Here is a 17,358-nt window from a genome sequence, read left to right on the forward strand (position 1 = left end):
TCCGCGTGCTCGTAGCAACAATCCACGATTCCCGTGGTAGGCCCCGCACCCCACACTGAGGAACTGGCTCACTGACACAAGGGAAGCGTCCGGGGACGGCCACGATCCACCCATCAATGATCCCCCCACCGACCCCAGGTGGCCAGCATCCACTCTTCGCTCCCCACCACGGCCGCCACCGGCGGCCTCAGACACTGAGGAGCGAGCCTGCGAGCGTCACGAAGGGCCGCCCTTCGTGACGCTCGGCTGGCGCCTCGCTCCTCAGGGATCGGGTGACGACTGATTCTCACGGATCGGGGTGCGACCGATTCTCAGGGTTGCTGCGCCGGAGCGACCACGTTGAACGTGATCGGCGCCGACTCCTTCTCCCCGATCTTTCCGATGGCTTGGTAGGCCCCGACCGGGATCGGCACGCGCGGCTTGTCACAGCCGGGGCTGCTCGTGGTGCCCGACCAGGTGATGGTGTCACGCACCTGCTGGGAGGGCTTGAGGTTGACGTTGTTGACGGTCTGCAGCGGCGAGCAGTCGCGGGCCGACCACAGGGTACGGGTGCCGTCGAGGGTGCGGACCACCACGTTCTGCGCCGCCTTGCCGACGTCGCGTGTGCAGTCGGTGAGTCCCGCATTGGTGGTGACGATGGTGAAGACGGGCTGATCGCCGGTCGAGTAGGTCGGCTTGTCGGTGTAGAGGACGACCGAGATGTTGGCGTCCGGGCAGAGACCCGACGCGGGTACCGGGCCGGGAGCCGCCGACGACCCACCGGGTGCGGGCACCGACGAGGCCGCCGCGCTTCCGGACGGGGCCGCGACGCCACCACCGCTGCCACCACCGGCGACGGGCCCGCCACCTGACACACCCTCACTCGCCGACGGATCGGCCGACGAGGAAGGTTCGGTGGAGTAGGCGGTCGACGACGCGACCGAGGATGTCGCTGCGGCGTTGGACGGATTGTCGTTGCTGCCGCCCGTGGCCCAGATGATGAGACCGATGATCAGTGCCACCGCGATGGCCGCACCGCCGAGCGCGACGACACGGCGTCGCCAGTAGATCTCGGGGGGTAGTGGGCCTTGCGGTTCGATCACGCCCCCACGCTAACGGCGGATCTCAGAGCGCTGTCCGACCCTGCTCGGCGTGTCGCGGGAACAGGGCCTGACCGGCGGAAAGTCTCAAGTCGGGGTTCACCCCCGCCGGACGTGTCAGCTGTGCGCGACGTCGACGGTCTCGACGCCGTCGACCTGTCCGAGGACGCCCCGGACGTGGGCGCGCCCCTCGCCGAGCTGATAGGTCAGCCCGACGATCGCGAGGCGGCCGTCGGCCACCCGGTCGGCGATGATGCGGCTGCGCTCCATGAGCTGCTTGCCGGTCTCGAGCACGTGCCGCGCCTCGAACTCGTCGACACGGCTCAGCCCCTCACTGCGACCGGCCAGGATGCTGGGGCTGACCTTCTCGACGACGTCACGGATGTAGCCGCCCGGGATCTCCAGGTTGTCGAGCGCGTTGAGCGTCGCCTTCACCGCACCACAGCTGTCGTGGCCGAGGACCGCGATCAACGGGACCTCGAGCACCTCCGCGGCGAACTCGAGGGACCCGAGCACCGCGGAGTCGATGACCTGGCCCGCGGTGCGGACCACGAACATGTCGCCGAGTCCCTGATCGAAGATGATCTCGGCGGACAGTCGTGAGTCGGAGCAACCGAACAGGACGACGTGCGGGTGCTGGCCCGATGTCAGACGCTCACGATCCTCGATACCCTGTTTGGGATGTTGAGACTCGCCGGCAACGAACCGATCGTTCCCTTCCTGCAGGATCTTCCAGGCTTCGGTGGGCGTCACTTGGCTCATGGCCACTAGTGTGCCACCGGCCGTTCTCCTCGGCTGGTTCGACCTCCACGAGCGCGACCTGCCCTGGCGCGCCCCCGGCCTGTCCGGATGGCAGATCCTGATCAGCGAGATCATGTTGCAGCAGACCCCGGTGTCGCGGGTGGTCGGCCCGTGGCAGGAATGGGTCCGACGCTGGCCCGTGCCGTCGGCGATGGCGGCCGCCTCGGCGGGTGAGGTGCTGCGCGCGTGGGGCAAGCTCGGCTATCCGCGCCGCGCTCTGCGGTTGCACGAGTGCGCCGGGGTCCTCGCCGAGCAGCACGGCGATCGTGTCCCCGACGATGTCGAGACCATGCTCACCCTGCCCGGGATCGGCGACTACACCGCGCGAGCCGTGGCATGTTTCGCCTACGGACAGTCGGTTCCGGTGGTGGACACGAACGTCCGCCGTGTCATCGCCCGTGCGGTGCACGGCCGCGAGCAGCCCGGGAACCCGTCGCGCACCGACCTCGCCGATGCCGAAAGCCTCCTCCCCCGCCACCCGGACGGGACCCCGACCGACCGGGCGCCACGCTTCTCGGCCGCGCTCATGGAACTCGGCGCGCTGGTCTGCACCGCGCGCAACCCGAACTGCTCGGAGTGTCCGTTGACCGATTGCACGTGGGTGCATCTGGGCCGGCCCGCCCACACGGGTCCGGCCCGCAAGGTGCAGAAGTTCGCGGGAACCGACCGCCAGGTCCGCGGATTGCTTCTCGACGTCCTCCGTGGCACCGACCTTCCGGTGATCCGCGATCGGCTCGACGCCGTGTGGACCACCGATGTCGCGCAGCGCGATCGGGCGCTCGACTCACTGCTCGTCGACGGACTCGTCGAGATCACCGAAGACGGTCGGTATTGCCTTGCGGGTGAGGCGAACTGACGACGATGCGACTGTCGGGATCCGCTGCGTCCGATCAACCGATCGGTGCGGCCAGGAACGCTTCGACGGCGCCGCGGTAGACATCGGGCGCATCGTCGTGGACGAGATGTCCGGCTCCGGGCACCTGGAGGTACTGGGCCCGGCGGTTCGTCGAGCACATGGTCCGCATCTGACCGGGCGGGGTGACGGTGAACCCGGCTTCGATGACCAGCGACGGCACACGCACCGCGGTCCACTCATCCCAGAAGTCGCGGCCGCCCCACTCCTCGGCGATGTCGGTCCAGATCGACAGGCTGCCGTGTAGTCGCCCGTCGTCGAAGGCCTCGTAGAAGTAGCGGCCGGCGACGGCGCCGAACATCTCCTGCGCATGCGCCATCGAGGTGAAGCGATCCGGCCAGCTGTCGAACCAGGGGGTCCAATTGCGGGTGGTCTGGCCGCGGAAGTCGGGGGCCATGTCCTCGATCACCAACGCCGACACCATCTCCGGGTAGGCCGCTGCCGTACACCAGGCGTGCAGTGCGCCCATCGAGTGGCCGACGAGGACCGCCGGGCCCTGATCGATCCAGACCAGGATCTCCGCGAGGTCGGCGACGAATCGTTCGGTGCCCAGTTCGTCCGGTGCCTGCGGCGGCACCGCGTCGGCGCCGGTGTGGAAGGCCGCGTCGTAGGTGAACACCCGGCCGTGTCGTCGGAGCCACGGGATCTGTCGACGCCACGTGCGGCCGCGTCCCATCAGACCGTGGAGCAGGACGATCGGTCCGACGCCGCGCACGGGTTGGCCATCAGCACCGACCGGGCCTCCGTGGTCACGCAACCCGATCTCCGGCGCGCTCTTGGCGATCTCCGGTGCTGTGCCGTCGATCCCGCTGTCGGGCAGGGAGGGGTTGGCGGTCACGCGCCCAGGGTAGGACACGAGTCAGCCGATCGGCCTGATCCGCACGCCGACGGTGTCGTCGCCGAGATCGGTCTCGCGAGATCGCCGTTCCGGTGACGAGTCGTCGACAGTAGGGTGGGCCCATGGCTGTTGTGAAGATCAATGCGATCTCGGTCCCCGAGGGTGCCGGACCCGAACTCGAGAAGCGTTTCGCCCATCGCGCCCATTCGGTGGACGGGTCGAAGGGATTCCTGGGATTCCAGTTGCTGCGTCCGGTGAAGGGCGACGATCGCTACTTCGTCGTCACCCAGTGGGAGACAGAAGAGGACTTCCAGGCGTGGGCATCGGGACCCGCACGGGAGGCCCATGCGGGTGAGCGGGCGAAGCCCGTCGCCAGCGGTGCCGACCTCCTCGAGTTCGAGGTCGTGCTCGACGCCAGACCGAGCGCCTGAGTGAGGCCGAGGTGACCGGCGCCGATCGGGCGCCGGTCACACCCATGTTCCCGCTGGGCACCGCGCTGCTGCCCGGCGAGCCGCTGCCCTTACGGATCTTCGAACCGCGGTATCGGCAGATGCTGACGGACTGTCTCGATGACACATCCGACGGGCCCCGATTCGAGCCGGGAGCGAAGCGAGCGGGCCGGTCTGGACAAGCGCCGGGAGCGAACCGAGCGGGCCGGTCTGGACAAGCGCCGGAAGTGGAGCGAGCGGGCCGGTTCGGCGTCGTGCTCATCGCCCGGGGACACGAGGTGGGTGGCGGCGATGTCCGCCACGACATCGGGACGTTCGCGCGCATCGAGAACGTCCTGGCGCAACCCGACGGCCGCGCATCGCTGACCTGTACGGGCGCGGAGCGGTTCCGGGTGATCGAGTGGTTGGCCGACGACCCGTATCCGCGGGCGATGACCGAGACCCTGCCGGCCATCGAGATCGACGCCGAGGACGAGTCGTCGCTGCGTGCGCTGGCCCTGGAGCTCCGGGCGTTCGTGGACGAGGTGGCCGAGGTGAGGCCCGAGGCGGTCCCCGTCGGACTGCCCGACTTCGACGTCGCCGATCTCGCCGTGTTCGGTGTCTTCGAGTGGGCCACCCGGTTGCCCATCGGGCCGGCGGATCGGCAGCGACTGCTGGAGTGTCACTCCGTCGCCGACCAGGTCACCGTGTTGCACGATGTGATCGAAGGGCTGACCGCGATGATCCGATTCGGCCGCTGACCGTCATCGGCGGGCAAGGCCCCTGGCCCTAAAGTTAGAACGTGTTCTAGTATCTGGTGTGGAGTAGTTCACACCACCATCAGGAGCACAATTCATGACCGAGACCGTCGAGTCCCGTCCGGCCGCCGATCTTGTCGGCGCCGGCGACCAATCGCAGCTGTTCATCGGTGGGCAGTGGGTCGATCCGCATTCGACCGAGACGCTCGAGGTGTTCTCGCCGGCCACCGGCGAACGGGTGGGTTCGGTGCCGCTGGCCGACGAGGTGGACGTCGACACGGCCGTCAAGGCCGCCCGGGCCGCCTTCGAATCGGGAGTCTGGCGCGACACGGCGCCCGCCGAGCGCGCCGCGGTCCTCAACCGTGCCGCCGATCTGATCAACGAACGATCCGCCGACATCACGAATCTGGTGTCCGCCGAGATGGGCGCGACCCCCACCGACGTCGCGACCCTCCAGCAGTTGGCCGGCACCGGCGTGCTGCAGGGCTATGCCGCCGCAGCCACCGATTTCCCGTGGGAGGAACGTCGTACCGGTCTGTTCGGTGAGACCCTGGTGACCCGGGAGGCGGTCGGTGTCGTCGGCGCGATCATCGCCTGGAACGTCCCATTGTTCTTGCTGTGCAACAAGTTCGGACCCGCGCTGGCCGCCGGCTGCTCGATCGTGCTCAAGCCGGCTCCCGAGACGCCGCTGAACGCCAACCTCCTCGCCCAGCTCTTCGTGGAGGCCGGTGTGCCCGAGGGCGTCATCTCGGTGATCCCGGGCGACGTCGCGACCGGCAAGGCGCTCGTCGACCACCCGGACGTCGACAAGATCACCTTCACCGGGTCGACGGCTGCCGGTCGGGCGATCGCCGCGCGGTGCGGTGAGACCCTCAAGCGCTGTTCCCTCGAACTCGGCGGCAAGTCGGCCGCCATCGTCCTCGACGACGTCGATCTCGAGGCGAACATCCACATGCTCGTCTTCTCGGCAGGCCTCATCAATGCGGGTCAGGCGTGCGTCGCCCAGACCCGGGTGCTCGTCCCCCGCTCGCGGCACGACGAGATCGTCGCCGCGATGGTCGAGACCGCCAAGTCGTTCACGCCCGGACTGCCGACGGCCGAGGGCACCACGCTCGGGCCGATCATCACCGAGAAGCAGCGCGACAAGGTCGAGGGCTACGTCGCGAAGGGCAAGGAGGAAGGCGCGACGGCGGTGCTGGAGGGCGCCCGTCCGGAAGGTCTCGACAACGGCTTCTACGTGACTCCCACCATCTTCACCGGCGTCACCAACGACATGACGATTGCCCGCGAGGAGATCTTCGGGCCGGTGATCAGCGTCATCGCCTACGACACCGACGACGAGGCGATCGCGATCGCGAATGACTCGGATTACGGTCTCGCCGGGTCGATCTGGACCACCGACGTCGAGCGTGGTGTCGCGATCGCCAAGCAGGTCCGGACCGGTACGCTCGGGATCAACTGGTATGCGATCGATCCCGCGTCGCCGTTCGGCGGCTACAAGAACTCGGGTATCGGACGTGAGAACGGACGTGAGGGCCTCGAGTCGTACCTCGAGCACAAGTCGATCCTGATGCCGATGGGGTACACCTCGGAATCCTGAAGACCTGCTCTCTCACAGGGGGACGGGGCCGGCCACCGAAAGGTGGTCGGCCCCTTCTGCTGTCGTGAGCCATTTCATGGCAATAGTCCGCGTCTGACGCGGGCTGTTGCCCCCACCCGCCGATCGAGTAGCGACGTGCGAGCTTGCGAGCCCGACGCGTATCGAGATCAGCCCGCAGGCGCGGACGGCACCGGCGACGACGACGGTGCCCCCGACGATCCCTGCGCGGGATTCGGCAGCGGGACGGCACCCGGCGGTGGGGTGTCGGTCTGCTGGACGCGACTGCGGAACGAGTCGTCGGTGATCACGTCGATGCCCTCGATCAACCACTGGTCGTCACGTTTGACCATCGTGAACGTGAGCCGGCTCGGGTCGACGCGCACGAGGTCTTTCCCACCGCGCGTGACGGATTGGTTCATGAAGATCAGGACTGTCGACGTGTCGGCAGTGTTGGTGACCACACCGGCATCCTGGATCGCCGCCTCCGACACCACCTGCTGCTTGCGCACCTCGGAGACCAGATTGTTCTTCGTGACGAGTTCGTCGTAGGTGGGCTTCGCCGCGCCGGTCAGCACCTTCTGCGACTGCGCGACATGGTCTTCGACGTTCGCGGGCGTGTACCCGAACATCGTCGTCGCGTAGTCCTTGGCCGCAGCGAGTGAGGAGTCGCGGGCGTTCTCGGTCTGCCGCAGATCGTAATAGCGGTATCCGAGGAAGCCGGCGACGGCGATGGCCGCGATCGTGAGGACGACGACGGCACCGGCGACGAGGCGTCGGGTGGACACTGTCATCACGTCACCCACTCGAAGTTGGTCATCTTCAGTTCTCCGTTGATGCGCGTGATCTGCACGCGCCAGCGGAAGGTCTGCACGATCGTCTGTTCCTTCGGGTTCTCGGGCTTCAACTGCCACCCGTATACGAGGATGACGGTGCCCTCATCCGGCGTCGACTGCGTCACGGCGTCGGACAGGACGGTCGACTTCGTGTCGAGATCCTGGTCGCGGACCAGGCTGACCGCCTGCTTCATCGACTCCTGCATCTGCTGGTGGGCGCGACCACTCGTCTTGTCCTCCAACGTCTTCATCGCGTCGTCGACGTTGCCGGCGTTGAGGGAGGTCAGGTTCACCACCATCTGCTGGGCGAACCCGGAGTACTCCTCGCGGAGCTCCTGCTGATCCCGGATTCGTCCGATGCCGGTCGCGAAGACGGCGGCCGCGACGATGCTCGCGACGAGCAGTACCGCGCACACACTGACGGCCGCGATCATCGGCGCCGAGCGTTTGCGATTACCGCGATAGCGGACGCCGCGACCCGCGGCCGGGGTCGACGACGACCGGCGGTTGCGCCGCTCGCGATAGCTCAGTTCACGCTCGACGGCCTCGGGTTCCGGCTCGGCCGGCGTGGGGTCGGCGGCCGTTGTGGCGGCGGGGCTCGTGGCGGCGTCGGCGCCGACGGTTCCAGGCGTGTCAGCGCTGTCGGTGTCGGACAGGCCCGGGGAATCGGGCGCATCTGTCCACTCGTCGGCGGCGGCCGTGTCGGCAGTGGCTGAGGTCTCTCCGGCGGCTGGTGCGTCGCCGGCGTCCGACGCGGGGCCGGTCGCCCCCGCTGTCGGCGTCGGCGGGACCGCCTCCTTCGCCGCGTCGCCCTCCTCTGCGGTCTCGGGCTGCGCGTAATCGTCCGTCGATCGCGTCACCGGGCGGCGCTTGCGGCGCAACGGCGCCGACCGCACGGGCCCCTTGCGTTCGGTGGTGCCCGGTTCGGTACGCGCCGCGTCCGTGGTGCCGGCCCCATCCTTGTCGCGGTCGGTGTCGCCCCGTTCAGCGCCGCCCTTCTCGGTGCCGCTCTTTTCGTTGTCGTCGGGATCCGTGCCGTCGTTCATCCGTGCACGGTCCGCGTTATCAGGCTCTGCCATGTATTGTCTTGTCCTCGCGAATCCTGCCCGGTACCGGCGTTGTACGTCTTGCCATCCGGTCCGATGAAATCTCCTGACTTCGGATCGTAACTGGTGGCATAGACGGCGGGTCCGGGCTCATGGTCGGTCGGCGTCCCCGGGGTCGTGTAGCCCGCGGGATCGGTGGGCAGCCGCACGCCGGGTATTCCGTTCGGCAGTGCGTTGTTGTAGCCGGGCAGCGGTTTGTAGCCGGTCCGGCACTCCTCGGGGGTGGGCGCGCGCCGACCGGGGAACTCCACACACGGATAGTTGCGGGCACCGCGGACGGCCACCTGGGCGTTCTGTGGGACCCGGCACAGCATGCCGGGCGGCAGCTCACGGGCATTCTGGGCCGACGGATACCGCCAGTCCGAGCGCGGCAGGTAGCCGACCGTGCACGGCGGCGGGTCCTGGAAGCCCAGCGAGAACTCGACGCTCGGACCATAGCGCGGATCGCCGGCGTTGAGAGCGGTCAGCAGTGCGTCGATCAGCCGCGGATAGATCACCAGGACCTGCTGCAGGTTCGGCAGGTACACCGCCAACGTCTTCGACGCGACGCCGAGATTGGAGATGAGCATCGGCAACGTCTCGTCCATCGACGCGAACAGATCCTGCGACTTCGACGCCGTCGACGGCCCCTTCTGCAGGATGCCGGTGATCTCGGGATTGTTGGCCCGAAGCTGATCGGTCACCTTCGTCACGTTCGCGGTCCACGCCCGGATCTCGTCCGAGGTCGCCGACTGGGTCGCCAGCAGCGGCCCCGCCTGCTTGACGAGATCGATGGTGACACCGGTGTTCTTGTCGGCGTCGTCGACGAGCAGGATCATCGAGTCGAGCAGTCGCCGCAGGTTCTCCGCCGTTCCGTTGAACGCGGTGAACGCCTCGTCCATCAGGGCGCGCAGCTTGGTGTCGCCGACCTTGTCCAGCAGCGCGTTCGCCTGGTCGAGCACCGACGAGATCTCCACGGGCACATCGTCACTGGTGACGACCGAGCCATTGTGCAGATCGCCCGACGGACCGTCGGGCTGTGGCGTGAACTCGACGTACTGCTCACCGACCGCGGACACGCTGCGCACCGCCGCGTTCGACGACGCCGGGATCTTCGCGTCACTGTTGATCGACAGCTCCGCCTGCACCCCGCTCTCGGTGAGCCGCACGCCGGTGACCTTGCCGACGTTGACGCCGCGATAGCTGACGTTCGCGTTCTGATACAGGCCGCCGGTGTTGGGCAGATCCAACTGCACCGCATAGCGTCCGACACCCGCCATCGCGGGCAGCTTCACGTAGTAGATGGCCATGGCGACCATGGCGACGACCGTGACGATCGCGAAGATCGTCAGCTGGATCCGGACGAACCGGGTGATCTTCATCAGTTACCCCCTACCCCGGGAATCGCGGGCAGCGCGGGCAGTTTCGGCAGGCCGGGGATTGACGGGACCGGATCCTTGGTGTCCGGCTTGCGCTCACCGCCCGGCTTCAGCGGCGAGGTGAACGGATTCATCCCCTGCTTCGCCGCACCCGCCGGCTTCCCGGCGACCGCTTCCGGCCCGACCACTCCGACCGCCCGGAAGATGCTGTCGTTCAGCTTCTCGAAGGTGAGGTCGAGAACCAGGTCGGAGTTCACGTAGTCGCCCTTGACGATGGTCGGGATCGCCTCCTCGAGGAACGGGAACGTCAGGAGGATCTTCAGCGACCCGGGCAACGACGGGCCGGCCGCCGCGAGTTGAGCCAGCGCGAGTTTGACGTTGCCGACGATCGTCTTGACGTCCTCGCTGTTGGCGTCGAGCACGTCGTTGGTGGTCTTCGACAGTCGGGCGAGTGAATCGAGTGCCGTGACGAATTGCTGGCGCTGATCGTTCAGCAACTGCAGGATCTTCGGCGCATCGGCGAGAGCCTTCTCCACCGTCGGTTTCTGTTCGTTGATCGACGCGCTGAGCCGGTCGAGTCCGTCCATCGCCGAGATGATGTTCCCGGTCTGCCGGTCGAGGTCGGCGACGAGGGTGGACAGTCGCGGGATCAGCGAGCGGATCTGCTTCTGATGGCCGTCGAAGATCGAGTTCATCTCGTGCACGATGTCGCCGAACTGCGAGAGGCCACCGCCGTTGAGCACCACCGACAACGAGCTCAGCACCTGCTCCGTCGTCGGATACGAACAGCCGGGGACCTGTTGGGCGGAGTTGATGTCGGCAACGGGCGCCACGTCGGTCGGCGCCGCGATGTTCGCCTGCTGCGGGCAGGCGGGCAGTGGGATCTGATCTCCCGCTTGCAGATACCCGTCAGAGGTCTCCGGCTCGACGATCTGCAGGTGCGTCGAACCGAGGACGCTGGTCATCCCGACCATCACATGCGACCCCTTGCGCACCCGGACGCCCGGATCGAGCCGGATGCCCATTTCGGCGTTCCAGTTCTGCACGGTGATCTTGCCGACGCTGCCGACGGTGGCGTCGTCCATCATGACCGGCGCATTCGTGACCAGCCCGGCGGCGCTCGGCAGGACGGCACTGATCTCGGTGGACCCGTTGCCGGTTCCCTGCGCGCCCGGGACGGGCAGGTTGTTGAGTCCGGAGAATCCGCACGCCGACGACGCGAGGACCACGGCGAGCAGGGCGATCGCCATCCGCAGGTGACGCCTCATCCTTCGCCTCCCCACGGCACGAGCAGGTCGCCGAGCGCGCCGCCACCGTTGTCACGGCGGGTCTGGGCGTCCTGCGCGCGGACCCCGGCCTTGGCCCGGGCCTCGACGCTCGAGTTCTGATAGGTGATCTGATCCGGTGTCGCGTTGATGCCGCTGACGGGATTCGTCATGAACGGCGGGTAGGCGACGGCGATCGTCGACAGCATCGGCGCGAGCACGTCGGCACAGTGTTCGACGTCGGCCTTGCTGGCCCCGGGCCGGTTGTTGGCGTCCATCGTGCCGCACAGCAGGGTGATCAGGTTGTTGCCCATTCCGAGTCCGAACACACCCGACAGCGACCCGGTGAGCGGGTTGTAGATGTTGTAGAAGTTCGCGAGCTGGTTGGGCGCAGAGTGGAGCACCCCCCGCACCTGCTCGTCCTTCTCGGCGAGAATCCGCGTGGTGTCGGCCAGGCTCTTCACCGACGACGTCAATGCGTTCTTGTTCTGGTCGATGAACACCTGGATGTCGCCCATCGCCGAATCCAGTTCGTGCAGCGCCTCGTTCAGACCCTTCGTGTTGTCGGCGAGCACGTCGCTCACCGACGCGATGCGGCCGTTGAACTGCACGAGTTGCTCATGACTGTCCGACAGGGCATCGGTCAGCTTCTGCAGACTGCGGATGGTGGCGAACAGATCACCGCTGCCGGCGGCCAGAGTGCCCATCACGTCCGACAACTCGTTGATCGACCGGTTGATGGCCGCACCGTTGCCGTTGAGGTTTCTCTCCGCGACGTCGATGACCTTCTCCGCGGTACCCGGGTCGGTGCCCTTGGGTCCGACGGCCTCGGTCAGCCGGTTGAGCTGCTTCTTGATGTCGTCCCACTCCATCGGAACGGCCGTCCGCTCCATCGGGATGGTGCCGCCGTTCTCGAGTTGCGGCCCACCGGAATAGACCGGCGTCAGCTGGATGAAGCGACCCGACACCAGGCTCTGCGCGACGACGACCGCCTTCGCGTCGGCGGGGACCGCGGTGTCCTTGTCGACCTGTAGCTCGACGCGGACATCACCGCTGCGCGGCGTGATGGAGCGGACTTCGCCGACGTTCACCCCGAGCACACGCACCGGATCGCCCTCGTAGAGTCCGGTGGCCGTCGGGAAGTACGCGGTGACCGACTTCGTGGTCGCCCGGGTGAACCCGACCCACGCGAGCACACCGACGAGTGCCACGAGCACGACGACCGCGACGATCTGCAGAATTCGCTTGGTCATTGCGGCATCACCCTCCTGATCTCGGCGCGGCACTGCGCGGTGTCGAATTGGGCGGCGGCGTCGGATAGGTCGGCTCCGGCGCGACCGGCGGCTTGGGGCGGGTGCCGGCCGGCGGCGCCTCGCTCCACGCGTTCGGCAGCAGCGGGAAACCGCTGTAGGAGAACGCCTTCGCCGCCTCCGGATACTTCTGCTGCAGAACCTTCAGGAAGGTCGCGGTGTAGTCGCCGAACGTCGACACCCCGACCAGCGAGTCGAAGTTCGGGCCATTCGCGACGGCCTCACCGAGCGCATTGGCGTACGGGCCGAGCCGATCGATGGTCTCCTTCAGGCTCTTCTCGTTATCCGTGAGGATCTTGGTGACCCGATCCAGCTTGTTCAACACCGGCGTGAGTTGCGCGTTGTTGTCGGCGATGAAGCCCTTGATCTGGATAGACACGTCACGGGTGCCCGTGATCAGCGACGCGATCGCCGACTGCCGGAACTGCAGTTCGCCGAGCAGTGAGTTGGCGTCGACGAGCAGCTTGTTGATCTGGTTGTTGCGGTCCCCGAGGATCTTGCTGACCGAGTTGGCCTTCGCGAGCAGCTCTCGCAACGCCCCGTCCCGATCGGCGACCGCCTTGGACAGGCGGGCGACCCCGTCGACGGCACCCTGCACCTGCGGAGGGGTGTCCTCGAAGGTCACCGACAACGTGGTCAGCGCCTTGTTCAGCTCGTCGGTGTCCGTGGTCTCCAACGTCGACGACGCGTCGTCGAGCGCATCGGTGAGCGAGTACGGCGCCACCGTGTTCTGGTTCGGGATCTCACCACCGGGTTTGATCCGGTTCCCACCGTGCGGGATCACCGTGAGGTTCCGCCGACCGAGGACGGTCTCGGTCTTGATCGCCGCCTGTGTCTCGTCACCGATGATGAGGTCGTCCTTCATCCGGAAGGTGACCGCCGCCTTCGTCCCCTGGTCCGTCGAGGCGAGCTTCACGCCCTCGACCGTGCCGACGTTCACACCGGAGACGGTGACGATGTCGCCGGACACCAGACCGCCGGCGTCATCGAAGTACGCGGTGTAGGAGCTGATCGGCGACAGATAGGGCAGCTTGTCCATCTGCAGCGCGACCACGATGACGAGAGCCGTGATGACCACACCGATGATGCCGATCCCGGCCCGACTGCGCCCGCCGCGCTTCTGCTCGCGGGACACGTCGGCCTCGGAGGATTCGGTGCGCTGGCTCGAGAAGAACCGTCCGAAGGGATTGGTCATGTCGCCGCGCACCTCCCGCCTGCCTTGGTCGTGTCACCCATGACGTCGTTCGACGTGAAGAAGTACTGCTTGCCGGCCGGTCCGGTGACCAACAGCCGGATGCGGCAGAAGTAGATCTGCAGCCATGACCCGTAGCTGCCCAGATTCGACAGTTTCTTGTAGTCACTCGGCAGCCGCTGCAGCAGCGAGCGCACGTAGGGCTCGGCGCGCAGGATCGAGTCCGACGTCTGCCCGGTGTTGGCGACCATTTGCTTCAGATCCGGCCGGGTCGCGCCCAGCAGATCCGACAACCCGTTGGTGACCTCGGAGGTCTGGGTCAGCGAGTTCCCGATGATGCCGCGTTGCTCGGCGAGCCCGGAGGTCAGCTGCTGCAGCTGATCGAGGCTGGTGTCGAGGCCCTTGCGGTCGCCGTCGAGGGTGCCGAGGGTCGCGTTCAGATTGTCGATGACCTGCCCGATCAGTTGGTCGCGGTCGGCGAGGGTGCTGGTGAACGACGCCGTGTCGGTGAGCAGCTTGTCCACGGCCGCGGTCTGCGCGGGCCCCTGGAACACCTCGACTATGGACGCCGACAGCTGGTTGACCTCTTCGGGGTTCAGTGTGCGGAAGAGCGGCTTGAAGCCACCGAGCAACTTGTCGAGGTCGAGGGCCGGTTCGGTCTGACTGATCGGGATCTCGTCTCCGGGCGACAGGAACTCGCCCGGCTCACCGGTCCCCTGTTGCAGCTCGAGATAGCGGTCGCCGGTGAGGTTCTCGTACCGGATGAGTGCCCGTGCCGACGCCGGTAGGCGGTACTGCCGGTCGACCGTGAACTCCACCTCTGCCTGGTTGGCGCGGTTCAGCGAGATGCCGGAGACCCGGCCCACCTCGACGCCGGCGATCTTCACCTTGCTGCCCGACTTCATCGCCGAGGCACTGGTGAACACGGCGTGGTAGTCGTCGGACTTGCCGGAGCGGTAGTTGCTGAACACGACGACGAGGCCGACGAACACCAGCAGCATGACGATGGCGAATGCGCCCAGTTTGATGACGGTCGCGCGGAATGCGCGTGCGCGGTTATCCACGTGGCGGCTCCCCGAACAGCAGCTGGAACAACTTCTCCCGGTTCGCCTTCGGCGTCGTGCGGGGCTGATACGGCACCGGGGCGTTGTTCGTGACGTAGAACTTCGAATGCTGGGTGGTGGTCGGGTCGCTGAGACCGCCCGCGCACGTCGGAGGTCCGGCGGCGCCCACGCGCGGCAGGTTCTCCGGGTAGTGGTACGGCTCCTTGCCCGGCAGCAGACCTGCATAGAGCAGGAGGTTGCCGTTGCGACCACCGAAGTACGGCTTGGCCAGATCGGCGGCCTTCGCCGAGGTGGTCAGGAAGCACTTGATGCCCGGCGAGTTGTACCCGAGCAACTGCGACACGGGATCGAGGTTGGCCAGCGTCGAGATCAGCGTCGACTTCGACGGCGCGAGCACCCCGTTGATGGTGTTGGCCATCCCGGTCGCGTTGATCAGCAGGGCGTCGAGGTTGGCGGTGTTGTCGACGAGGTTGTTGCCGATGAACGTGGCGTTGTCGACGGTGCGCATCAGGTCCGGCATGGCGTCGGCGTAGACGTCCGTTGTCGTCGCCGCCTGCCGGAGCAGCTGATTCAGCTCGGGCAGATGCGGATTGGTCTCCTCCAGGATCCCCGACAGCTGATCGAGGGCCGACCCGATCCGCTCCCCGTTGCCGGCGAGAGCGGTGTTCACCGCGCCGACGACCGAATTGAGTTTCTCCGGCTGGATCTCGGCGAGCACGTTCACCAACTGCTGATAGACCGTGTTGAGTTCGACGACGACGTGATCGGCCTCGATCACCTGATCCGGCGCGAGCTGGCCACTGGCACCCGACTCCGGGACCACGAAGTTGACCGTCTTGGCTCCGAACACCGTGTTGGACTTGATGTCCGCGGTGACGTTGCCGGGGATCTGCGACATCTGGTCCGAGTCGATGTGCAGGGTCAGCACCGCCTGATCGTTCTGCTCCTTGATCGACTCGACGCGTCCGACCGGGACGCCGCGCAGGCGGACCTTGGCGTCCGGGCTCATCACCAGACCCGCGCGCGGCGCCTGCAGTGTGACCGTCTGCGTCGAAGAGAACCAGCCGAGGAATTGACCCGACGCCGCTGCGATGATCGCGACGAGCGAGCCGACCATGACGACCGCTGCGGTCCGCCGGACCGCTCTGCTCCGTTCCTGTCTCCGTGCCATCTGCCTACCCCGCCAGGTTGAACTTGCCGTCGACGCCGTAGATGGCGAGTGAGGTCAGGAGGGTGATCACCACGACGACGACCAGCGACGCGCGCACCGCGTTACCCACCGCCACACCGACGCCCACCGGTCCACCCGAGGCGTTGTAACCGTAGTAGGTGTGGATGAGCATCACCGCGACGGCCATGCAGATGGCCTGCACGAACGACCACAGGATGTCGGACGGGATGAGGAAGGTGTTGAAGTAGTGGTCGTAGACGCCCGGCGACTGTCCGTAGATGAACACCGTCGCGAACCGGCTGGCCAGGAACGAGGCCAGCGAGGCGAGTGAGTACAGCGGGATGATCGCGATCAGCCCGGCGACGATACGGGTGCTCACCAGGTAGGGGATCGACGAGATGGCCATCGTCTCGAGGGCGTCGATCTCCTCGCTCACGCGCATCGCACCGAGCTGTGCCGTCGCTCCCGCGCCGATCGTCGCGGCGAGGGCGATGCCGGCGATGACGGGGACGGCGATGCGCACATTGATGAACGCGGAGAAGAAGCCGGTGAGCGCCTCGACACCGATGTTGGCGAGCGAGCTGTAACCCTGGACGGCGATCGTGCCGCCGGTGAACAGCGTCAGGAAACCGACGACGACGACCGTGCCGCCGATCATCGCCAGCGCGCCGGTGCCCATCGAGATCTCCGCGATGAGACGCAGCGTCTCCTTCTTGTAGTGCTTCAGGGCTCGCGGGATGGCGATGATGCTGTCCCAATAGAACAGCGCCTGGTCGCCGATCTGATCCCAGTCCTCGCCGGCTCGTTTCACCGCGACCCGCGCAGTGCGGAATCGGGTCGTGAACGGAAGTACCATCGCTCAGCCCGCCGTTGCCTTGAGACCGACCGCGGTGACCACGACGTTGACGACGAACAGCGCCATGAACGAGTACACGACCGTCTCGTTCACCGCGTCGCCGACACCCTTCGCGCCTCCCTTGACGTTCAGCCCCTGATAGCACCCCACCATGCCGGCGAACAGCCCGAACAGCGCGGCCTTGACCATCGAGATCATCAGCTCGCCGAAGCCGGTGAGCAGTGTCAGGTTGGCGATGAACGCGCCGGGGTTCACATCCTGCAGGAACACCGAGAACATGAATCCGCCGCCGATGCCGATTGTGCACACCAGGCTGTTGAGCAGGACGGCCACGCCCGTGGAGGCGATGATCCGGGGTACGACGAGGCGGTGGATCGGGTTGATGCCGAGCACCTTCATCGCGTCGATCTCTTCACGGATGGTGCGAGCACCGAGGTCGGCGCAGATCGCGGTGGCACCCGCTCCCGCGACGATGAGCACGGTGACGATCGGACCGATCTGGGTGATCGTGCCGAGCGCGGCACCGGCACCGGACAGATCCTGCGCACCGATCTCACGGAGCAGGATGTTCAGCGTGAAGCTGACGAGCACGGTGAAGGGGATCGCGACCAGCAGGGTCGGGACCATCGAGACCCGCGCGATCGCCCAGGACTGTTCGACGGTCTCCCGCCATTGGAACGGGCGACGAAGTAGTTCCCGCGCCGATTCGACCCCGAGGGCGACGAAGTCTCCAACACCGGACATGGGCGTTGCGAGCTTCTCGAACACCAACACTCCTCACCCCCC

17 protein-coding genes are annotated in these 17,358 nt (G+C 67.0%); 4 read left to right on the forward strand and 13 right to left on the reverse strand.

Annotated elements, in window-relative coordinates; translation table 11 throughout:
* Positions 1-311: 311 nt before the first annotated feature.
* Positions 312-1,082: a hypothetical protein gene (locus EEB19_RS25055; RefSeq protein WP_187590039.1), complete on the reverse strand. Its 771-nt coding sequence runs from the start codon at positions 1,080-1,082 to the stop codon at positions 312-314.
* 114 nt (positions 1,083-1,196) lie between these two features.
* On the reverse strand, positions 1,197-1,841 hold the full coding sequence (locus tag EEB19_RS25060) for a carbonic anhydrase (RefSeq protein ID WP_187590040.1): 645 nt from the start codon (positions 1,839-1,841) through the stop codon (positions 1,197-1,199).
* Between EEB19_RS25060 and EEB19_RS25065 the strand changes: the two genes are divergently transcribed.
* Entirely contained in the window at positions 1,840-2,736 is an 897-nt protein-coding gene (locus EEB19_RS25065) for an A/G-specific adenine glycosylase (protein ID WP_187590041.1), read from the forward strand. The two genes, EEB19_RS25060 and EEB19_RS25065, sit on opposite strands and share 2 nt — an antisense overlap.
* Before the next feature lie 34 nt (positions 2,737-2,770).
* Here the strand turns inward: EEB19_RS25065 and EEB19_RS25070 are convergent, their stop codons facing one another.
* Positions 2,771-3,550: an alpha/beta fold hydrolase gene (locus tag EEB19_RS25070; RefSeq protein ID WP_262365911.1), complete on the reverse strand. Its 780-nt coding sequence runs from the start codon at positions 3,548-3,550 to the stop codon at positions 2,771-2,773.
* A gap of 203 nt (positions 3,551-3,753) precedes the next feature.
* On the opposite strand from EEB19_RS25070, the gene EEB19_RS25075 reads away from it, so the two are divergent.
* The 3 genes from EEB19_RS25075 to EEB19_RS25085 all read left to right on the forward strand — a co-directional run bounded on the left by EEB19_RS25075 (position 3,754) and on the right by EEB19_RS25085 (position 6,417).
* Positions 3,754-4,062, forward strand: coding sequence for an antibiotic biosynthesis monooxygenase (locus tag EEB19_RS25075; protein WP_187590042.1), 309 nt, complete (start codon positions 3,754-3,756; stop codon positions 4,060-4,062).
* Between the two features lie 44 nt (positions 4,063-4,106).
* The gene (locus EEB19_RS25080) at positions 4,107-4,820 is read left to right on the forward strand and encodes an LON peptidase substrate-binding domain-containing protein (RefSeq protein WP_187590067.1); all 714 of its coding nucleotides are present in this window, start codon (positions 4,107-4,109) and stop codon (positions 4,818-4,820) included.
* A 94-nt stretch (positions 4,821-4,914) separates the two neighbouring features.
* Positions 4,915-6,417, forward strand: coding sequence for an aldehyde dehydrogenase (locus EEB19_RS25085; RefSeq protein ID WP_187590043.1), 1,503 nt, complete (start codon positions 4,915-4,917; stop codon positions 6,415-6,417).
* A gap of 167 nt (positions 6,418-6,584) precedes the next feature.
* Here EEB19_RS25085 and EEB19_RS25090 read toward each other — a convergent pair whose 3' ends face one another.
* From EEB19_RS25090 to EEB19_RS25135, 10 genes are read right to left on the reverse strand one after another with little or no spacing between them, the layout of a single operon-like run.
* Positions 6,585-7,208 (reverse strand): hypothetical protein, encoded by a 624-nt coding sequence (locus EEB19_RS25090; protein WP_187590044.1) that lies wholly within the window; start codon positions 7,206-7,208, stop codon positions 6,585-6,587.
* Positions 7,208-8,296, reverse strand: coding sequence for a hypothetical protein (locus EEB19_RS25095; RefSeq protein WP_187590045.1), 1,089 nt, complete (start codon positions 8,294-8,296; stop codon positions 7,208-7,210). The genes EEB19_RS25090 and EEB19_RS25095 overlap by 1 nt, the downstream gene beginning before the upstream one ends.
* Positions 8,293-9,717: an MCE family protein gene (locus tag EEB19_RS25100; RefSeq protein ID WP_187590046.1), complete on the reverse strand. Its 1,425-nt coding sequence runs from the start codon at positions 9,715-9,717 to the stop codon at positions 8,293-8,295. Before EEB19_RS25100 ends, EEB19_RS25095 begins: the two co-directional genes overlap by 4 nt.
* Positions 9,717-10,982, reverse strand: a complete 1,266-nt coding sequence (locus EEB19_RS25105; RefSeq protein ID WP_187590047.1) for an MlaD family protein — start codon at positions 10,980-10,982, stop codon at positions 9,717-9,719. The genes EEB19_RS25100 and EEB19_RS25105 overlap by 1 nt, the downstream gene beginning before the upstream one ends.
* Positions 10,979-12,232 (reverse strand): MCE family protein, encoded by a 1,254-nt coding sequence (locus EEB19_RS25110; RefSeq protein ID WP_187590048.1) that lies wholly within the window; start codon positions 12,230-12,232, stop codon positions 10,979-10,981. Before EEB19_RS25110 ends, EEB19_RS25105 begins: the two co-directional genes overlap by 4 nt.
* 7 nt (positions 12,233-12,239) lie before the next feature.
* Entirely contained in the window at positions 12,240-13,484 is a 1,245-nt protein-coding gene (locus EEB19_RS25115) for an MCE family protein (protein WP_187590049.1), read from the reverse strand.
* Complete coding sequence (locus EEB19_RS25120; protein WP_187590050.1) at positions 13,481-14,545, reverse strand: MCE family protein; 1,065 nt, start codon at positions 14,543-14,545, stop codon at positions 13,481-13,483. The genes EEB19_RS25115 and EEB19_RS25120 overlap by 4 nt, the downstream gene beginning before the upstream one ends.
* Positions 14,538-15,716: an MCE family protein gene (locus tag EEB19_RS25125; protein WP_187590051.1), complete on the reverse strand. Its 1,179-nt coding sequence runs from the start codon at positions 15,714-15,716 to the stop codon at positions 14,538-14,540. Before EEB19_RS25125 ends, EEB19_RS25120 begins: the two co-directional genes overlap by 8 nt.
* Before the next feature lie 4 nt (positions 15,717-15,720).
* Complete coding sequence (locus EEB19_RS25130) at positions 15,721-16,572, reverse strand: ABC transporter permease (RefSeq protein ID WP_187590052.1); 852 nt, start codon at positions 16,570-16,572, stop codon at positions 15,721-15,723.
* 3 nt (positions 16,573-16,575) lie between these two features.
* Positions 16,576-17,340 carry an ABC transporter permease gene (locus EEB19_RS25135; RefSeq protein WP_187590053.1) on the reverse strand — a complete coding sequence of 255 codons (765 nt, stop codon included), beginning with the start codon at positions 17,338-17,340 and terminating at the stop codon, positions 16,576-16,578.
* Positions 17,341-17,358: the final 18 nt, after the last annotated feature.

It is taken from the genome of Gordonia sp. OPL2 (genome assembly GCF_003797825.1).
Classification (GTDB): Bacteria; Actinomycetota; Actinomycetes; order Mycobacteriales; family Mycobacteriaceae; genus Gordonia.